The 7,559-nt window shown below is 66.6% G+C and carries 1 protein-coding gene and 1 pseudogene; one reads left to right on the top strand and one right to left on the bottom strand.

What is annotated here, in order from left to right:
* Nucleotides 1-12: 12 nt before the first annotated feature.
* A complete protein-coding gene (locus QCE88_RS03460) occupies nt 13-4,329 on the bottom strand; it encodes a YhdP family protein (protein WP_309899193.1) in 4,317 nt (1,438 codons plus the stop codon).
* Between the two features lie 172 nt (nt 4,330-4,501).
* Here QCE88_RS03460 and glnE point away from each other — a divergent pair.
* A pseudogene (gene glnE / locus QCE88_RS03465) lies at nt 4,502-7,318 on the top strand (bifunctional [glutamate--ammonia ligase]-adenylyl-L-tyrosine phosphorylase/[glutamate--ammonia-ligase] adenylyltransferase); the annotation flags it as partial.
* Nucleotides 7,319-7,559 lie beyond the last annotated feature (241 nt).

Below are 7,559 nucleotides of genomic sequence, written 5' to 3' on the forward strand. Positions count from 1 at the left end.
ACATCCGTTTTCTCACTGGACGGCGCTCGGCGCAGCGGCGGCCGCGGGTGTTTCGATCTTACCCTGATCGCCCTTGAGTCGCTGGACGACCGGTTTGGTCCAGGAGCCGGTGATGGCGTAGTCGACGGCGAAGGCCTTGCGGATCGACGCCGACAGCGCGATATCCGCCGCCAGCACGCCGAGTCCGAGAAGCGGGTTGATGACCGCGGCAGGAATCGCGGCCACGCCTGCGCCGACAGTCGGAATCACCTTCACATGGAGGTCTTGCGTCTGCTTCGGCAGATCGACCAGACCTTGCATCTGCACGCGCGCGGGCGACGTGACCATCAGGAAATCGTCCGTGCGGCCGATGCCGTCGGCGATGTGCGCGTTGCCCGTGATCTTCTCGAACGGCAGCCCCTTGCCGACGACGTCCTCGAAATGCAGCGTCAGCAGGTTCGCGAGGCTGCGAAGGCTGAAGATGCCGAGCCATTTCGCCGCGCCCGGCGCCCGCAGTATCTGGCCGTGATGCAGATCCACGGCGAGCTTGCCTTCGAGCGTGTTCGGATCGGGCGTGGTCGGGCCGCCGTTCCAGGCTGCCTCGCCGGACACCGTGCCGTTGCCCGCGTTCACCACATGCGGCACGCCAAAGCGGTCGATCAACTGGCCGCCGTTCCTGACATCGAGACGGAAGTCGAGCGAGGTGCGGCGCGGGATGCCGTCGTCAGTGTCGTAGGGCAGGGTGTCAGGCTGCGCGGTCGTCGTCGCGGCGCCCGGCAGCGTGCGCCATGTTGCGCGGGCGGTGAGGGTGGCGTCGGGGTTGTCGAGTTCGAGCTTGTCGAGCATCCAGATCGGTTCGTCGACGGCAACTTCGTTGTGCGCATCCACTTCGAGCCGCCCGAGGTTGTGACCGCGAAACACCAGTTCGTTGACGATGAGATCGATTGTCGGCATGTTGCGCGGCGGCTTGCGGATTACCCGGCCAACGAGATCGTTCTCGGTCTTCTCCGGAATCACGACCTTGGCGAAGCGCGCCTGCAAGGTGCCAGGGCTCGCGCGGGTCGCGCCCGGCGTCCAGGCAAGATAGCCCGACACCTGATTCGACGCCACGTTCGCCTGCCACTTGCGATCCGTCTCGCTCGCGCCGATCACGACGTTCTCCCATTTCCGGTCGAGCAGTCTGAGCGTCGTGAAGTGAATGGCGGCGCGCGTCGGGATGAACTGCCGCACGTTCTCGCTCAAGGGCGGACGCGGCGCGTCGGCGTCCGCATTGGCGGCGACAGCGGGTGCCGGCGTTGCCGCGCTGATTTCCGCGAAGGTCTTCCGCCAGGCGTCGGCGTCGAGCTCGTCGAGATCCACGACGGCGCTCACGCCCTCGGCCGGCAGATCCGCCGGCTTGTTCACGGCAATCGCGCCGCGTGCCACCTTCAGTTGCGCGCGCATGTTCATCGGTTCGGCGGCGTTCTGCGGATCGATCTTCACCTGCGCGCGGCCGATCTGTTGCAGAACATAGTGCGCGCGCACCGGGCCCAGGGTGAACTCTGCGTCGTGCAGGTCGGACGGACCGCCAGGCGTGGGCTCGAAGCTGAACGAGAACGGCATCGGCGTGCCTTGCGCCTTGCCGAACGGCGCGGGCAGATCGATCGAGAGGCCCGTGAGATCCGAACTTGCCTGCACGTTCGGCAGCGCGTTCTTCGTGCCGCGCACGTGCATCTCGTAGGGCGCGGTGCCGTTGATGCGCTTCATGAACTGCACCACCTGCGGGCTGATGTGCGTATTCAGCCGTTCCGCCGCGTCCGCGCCGAGGCGGCCATTCACGTCGATCGCATAACTGCCGTCCGGCTGCACGCCGCCTTTCGCGCGCACGTCGCCGCCGAGCAGTTGCGCGGTCAGTCCATCGAGCGTGACGGTCTTGGCGCCGAAATCGGCACGGCCGCGCAGATGCGTGAGCGGCGGCAGTTTGCCGTAGGCCACTTCGTTGTCGGCGAAAGTGAGCGAGCCCTTGTAGTCGGTCTTGAGCGGCGGCTGCGGCGCGGGCGGACGGTAGCGCGGAATGCCGAGCGTCAGGTCGAGCAGGGCGTCGCCCTTTGCCGCGATGTTGCGCGTGCGGTGCTTCGCCATCAGGCCGAGCGAGCTGTCATCCACGTATTGCAGCATGTCGGCAAGCGGTCCGCGCGCTTTCCCGTCGATCCACAGCTTGGTCTCGCGATTGCCGGTGTCGTCGATATGCCCGATCACCTTCGACACCTTCACGCCACGGTAATGGCCGCGGTCGATGTCGAAGCCGAGCTTGTTCTGCGCGAGCGTAAAGGTGCCGTCGATGCCCTCGAACGCCGGCCAGAAGTTCGGCAGGCCGTTGGCCATCGTGCGCGGCGGGAACGGCGTGGGATCGAACTTGCCGCCGGTGAAGGGCGCGTTGATCCTGAACACGCCGTCATTCGGAAACTTGGCGTATGGGAAGCGCGTGAGGTCGCCGTGCACTTCGATCGTGCCGTTCTTCGCGGTGCCCGCCTGCAATGCGTGGCCGAGATACACGCGCACGCGCTCGTTCAGGCTGGTCGGCAGATAGCGCACCAGACGCGTGACCTTCAGATGCGCAACCTTCGCCTTCAGGTCCAGGTTGCCGCGACCGTGCCCCTGGTTCCAGTAGTCGGCGGTGGCTTCAGCCTCGGCGTCGGCATTGCGGATGCGCAGCGTATCGACATGGATCTTGAACGCGCGACGCTGCTCGCCGGGCGCAATCGCATCGGCGACGCTCCAGTTCACCTTGCCTTGCAGCGTATCGAAGGTGAGGCGCGGGTCGTCGAACGCGCCGGGAATGATGATCGCCGCGTTCTTCGTGTCGAGGGTGATGCGGCCTTCCTTCTCGTTGGCGTCGACCGCGCCCCACAGGTTCTCGACACCCGGAATGCCCGCGCGCGGATGGTTGTTCACCGTGAGACCCGGCGGCGGTTCCTGGGCCTGCACGCTCAGTCCCTGGAGATCGCCCTTGAAGGCGTAATGCAGCAGCGGGGCGTCACCCTTCTTGTGCTGCTGGGCCGCTTCCTCTTCGGTTTTCGGCGCGGTCCGTTCCGTGTAGATCGTGTAGTTGGACACCTGGCCGCGCGGATTGAAGCGCACCAGCTCGTTGAGGACCTTCGCCGGCACCGGCAGCGCGCGCACGAATTCCGCCAGGATGCCGATGTCGACGGTATCGCCCGTCAGCCGCAACAGTTGTCCCTTGCCGACGCTCGGCGGCCGGTAGGTGGCCGTGAGCAGACGCGACACCAGCAGGCGCGACACCGGCGTGCCATCGTCGAGCGGCAACTGGCCGAGTTCGGCGTGCAGGTTGCGCAGTCCGAGCGTGTAGGCGGTGTCGTCCTTGTCGACCGTCCAGCCGAAGCGCGCGATCGGCAGGTCGAGGCGCGGCTGTGTCGGGTGTACGCGCAAGCTGATCTTCGAGCCGGTCAGTTCGCCGGTCGCGTTCTGCAACTGACCGCCCGCGAAGTTGAGCCAGATCTCGTTGTTGATCTGGCCGCCGAACATCTGGAAGGGCAGTTTCACGTAGCGCGCGAGCGTCGGCAGATCGACCGGCCCGGTGGACGCGTAGAGCCGGCCGCTCCAGTTCGCGGGCGCGCCCATCGCGGAGAACGGCTGATGGCGGAAGTCGGCGCGCAGGTCGAGCGGCCCGTGCAGCACGTCGCCGTCGGCGGGCGCCTGGAGCGCGGCGCGATGGCGCGTGCCCTGGTTGACGATCACGAATTGCAGGCGCTTGAACGCAATCTCGGGCGCGGCGCGCTGCGCGTCGCGCCAGCGCAGCGTGCCGTCGCGCAGAAGAATGCGGTCCTGGCCGAGCAGCCAGGTCGTGAATGCGTTCGAACCGGTGCGGTGCGTGGGAAGCGGCACGCCGGCGACGCTCAGCGCGCCGTCCGGATTGCGCGCGATGATCACGTCCGGCCCGTCGACGATCAGGTCGGCGAGCTTGGGCCGCAGCCGCACCAGCGAACTCCACGCGATGCTCGCGCTGGCGTGCGGCACGGCGAGTCCGGGCGAACCGTCGGCGGCGTCGATGCGCAGGTTGTCGATGTCGAGTGTCGGCGAGAGGCCCGACCAGCGCGCGGAAATCCGTCCGATATGCAACTGCGCATGAATCTTCGACGAGACCATCTGCTCGATGCGCGGCCGGAACGAATCGACCTGCGGCAGCACGATGTAACGCAAGCCGATGTAGAGGGCCGCCACCGCGAAATAGAGGACCGCCGCGATGACCAGAACGATTCTGAAGACGCGCGAAAGCACGCGCTCGGCGTTGCCGCTGGGCTGGGCTTGTCCAACTTCGGTCGGGTCGACGGATCGTCTGCTGTCGGACATGCTGCGGCTAATCGGCGATATGGTAGTTTTGCGTGTTTGACGCTGAAATGTAACACGGGCATGGCGTTGACCGCCGCCGTCCGTGCGCTCGTGAAAGCGCGCAGAGCCGCGCCCGGCAAGACTCGGACGGCATTGCGCGGGGTCCGGGACATTTCAGAAAGTAAAGAGCAGAAGCAATGAGCGAACCCAACCTTTCATGACCGACGCCACTCTCCGCAGTTCCGACTATTCCAACTATGCAGCGCGCGCCTATGCCGCGCGTCCCGAACTGGCGTCCAGCGTGGCGGAGTGGCGGCAGGCGCCCGTCACGCGGCAATGGATCGAAGCACGGCTCGACGCGCACTGCGCGTCGCGCGCCGCACACGGCGCGCTCGACGAAGCCGCGCTCAAGACCGCGCTGCGACGCGTAAGGACGGACGTGTTCTGCACGGTGATGGAACGCGATCTCGCGGGCGCGGCGGATGTCGCCGAAGTCACCGGCGCCATGACCGATCTCGCCGAAGTGACCGTGCAGCGCGCGCTCGCCGTGCTTTCGGCGGATCTCGAAGCGTTGTTCGGCGAGCCGCGCGGACCGGAAGGCGAGCGGCTGACGCTTGGCGTGGTCGGCATGGGCAAGCTTGGCGGGCGCGAACTGAATGCGTCGTCGGACATCGACCTGATCTTTGTGTATGAGGAAGACGGCGAGACCGCCGGCGGCACGCGCGCGGCGCTCACGACCCAGGAATTCTTCACACGGCTCGGCCGGCGGCTGATCGGCGCGCTCGCGGAAATCACCGCGGACGGCTATGTGTTCCGCGTGGACATGCGGCTGCGTCCCAACGGCGACTCCGGACCGCTCGTGTGCAGCCTCGGCATGCTCGAAGAGTATTTTTACGTGCAGGGCCGCGAGTGGGAACGCTATGCGTGGATCAAGGGACGGCTCGTCTCGGAGACGGAGAGCGAATCGGGACAGCGCCTCGTCAGGCAGCTCGAAGCCATCGCGACGCCGTTCATCTACCGCCGCTATCTCGATTACGGCGTGATCGCGGCGATCCGCGCGCTGCATCAGCAGATCCGGCAGGAAGCGCGGCGCCGCGCCTCGATGCGCCCCGACAAGGCCGACGACATCAAGCTCGGGCGCGGCGGCATCCGCGAGATCGAATTCAGTGCCCAGGTGTTCCAGTTGATTCGCGGCGGGCAGGCCGCGGATTTTCGGATTCGTCCGACGCTGGCCGTGCTCGAACGAGCCGCCGCGCATGGCCTGCTCGCGCCGGCGGTGTGCGAGGCGCTGTCGGACGCGTATCTCTTTTTGCGCACGGTCGAGCATCGGCTGCAATATCGCAACGATGCACAGACGCACGCAATGCCCGTCGACGACGACGAACGCGCGCGTCTCGGGGCATCGCTCGGCTTCGCGGATTACGCGGCATTGATGGAGACGCTCGACGCGCATCGCGAGTTCGTCGAACAGCAGTTCGACGCGATCTTCGCCGACAAGGTGAGCGGCGAGGGCGGCTGCGGCGTGTCGGACGATTCGGCGGCGTCGTGGATCTGGAGCAGCGCGCTCGCCGACGATTCCGCGCAGGAAGAACTGGCCGCGCGGCTCGTCGAGCTCGGTTTCGCGGACGCGGCGCCGGTGCTGTCGCGCCTGACCGCCGTGTGGAACTCGACGCGCTACGCGAGCTTGCCGCCGCAAAGCCGCGAGCGTTTCGACATCGTCGCGCAGCGGGCGCTCGAAGCCGTGCAGTCGATCGATGCGCCCCGCCGCGCTGATACCATCGCGCGCCTGTTCGACCTGCTCGAAGGCATCGGCCGGCGCGGCGCCTATCTGGCGCTGCTGACCGAGTATCCGGCGGCACTGGAGCGTGTGCTTTCGGTGCTGTCCGGCTCGCGCTGGGCGGCGGGCTACCTGATCCGCCATCCGCAGCTGCTCGATGAACTGCTCGACGACGAAGCCATCGCGAGCCCGTTCGACTGGACGCAGTTCAAGCGCTCGCTGACGTCCCGCTTGCAGGCCGCCGAGGACGCCGAGCATCAGATGGATCTGCTGCGCCACGCGCATCAGGCCGAAGTGTTCCGCATCCTGCTGATCGATCTCGCCGGGCGCCTGACGGTGGAGCACGTGAGCGACCGTCTGTCCGAGCTTGCCGACGCCGTGCTCGACGTCACCGTGCAGACCGTCTGGCAGCAGTTCCCGAAGCGGCATCGCGAGACGCCGCTGTTTTCGGTCATCGCCTACGGCAAGTTGGGCGGCAAGGAACTGGGCTATGCGTCGGACCTGGATCTCATCTTCCTGTACGACGATCCGGATGACGCCGCGGCCGAGATCTACGCGATGTTCACCCGCCGCCTGATCACCTGGCTTACGTCGGCGACGGGCGCGGGCACGCTGTTCGATGTCGATCTGCGGCTGCGTCCGAACGGCGAGTCGGGCTTGCTGGTGACCGACCTGGATACCTTCCGCCGTTATCAGATCCGCGAGGGCGACGCCGCCAACACGGCGTGGGTGTGGGAACATCAGGCGCTGTCGCGTGCGCGTTTCAGCGCGGGCGATGCGGGTATCGGCGCGCAGTTCGAGGCGATCCGCGCGGACGTGATGGTGACGGAGCGCGATGCGGCGGCGCTGGCGCGGGAGATTGCGTCGATGCGTCAGCGTGTCGCCGACGGGCATCCGAACCGGAGCGCGCTGTTCGACCTGAAGCACGATCGCGGCGGCATGGTGGATATCGAGTTCGTCGTGCAGTACTGGGTGTTGTTGCATGCGCGCGAGCATCGCGAGTTCGTGCGCAACGCGGGCAATATCTCGCTGCTCAGGATTGCCGCGCAGAGCGGTCTGATTTCCGCTGATGAAGCAGACGCGATTGGCGCCATCTACCGGCACTATCGCAAGCTGCAACACCGGATGCGGCTCGATGGCATGGAAAAGGCGCGCGTGGCGCCGGATGAAGTGCAGGGCGAGCGCGAGGCGGTGACGGCGTTGTGGGAGCGGGTGTTTGCTGTGGGGTCTTGAGGGGGTCTTGAGGGGGTCTTGAGGGGGGCTTGTTGAGGGGGCCTTGTTGAGGGGGCTTCTGGGTTGGCCTTCTGATCGTGTTTTCTGAATGGGCCTTCTAAGCGGGCTCTCTGAGTCGGCGCTCTCAGTTCGCGATCTGATTTGGCAATTGGAACGCGCGGCTTCAGAGCCGCGCCGTTCGCTCAGGCCGCGAGCTTTTCCTTCGCATGCCTGCGCGTGTCGCGGTGACGGGCCTACCGAG

The organism is Caballeronia sp. LZ035 (assembly GCF_031451175.1).
Lineage (GTDB): Bacteria > Pseudomonadota > Gammaproteobacteria > Burkholderiales > Burkholderiaceae > Caballeronia.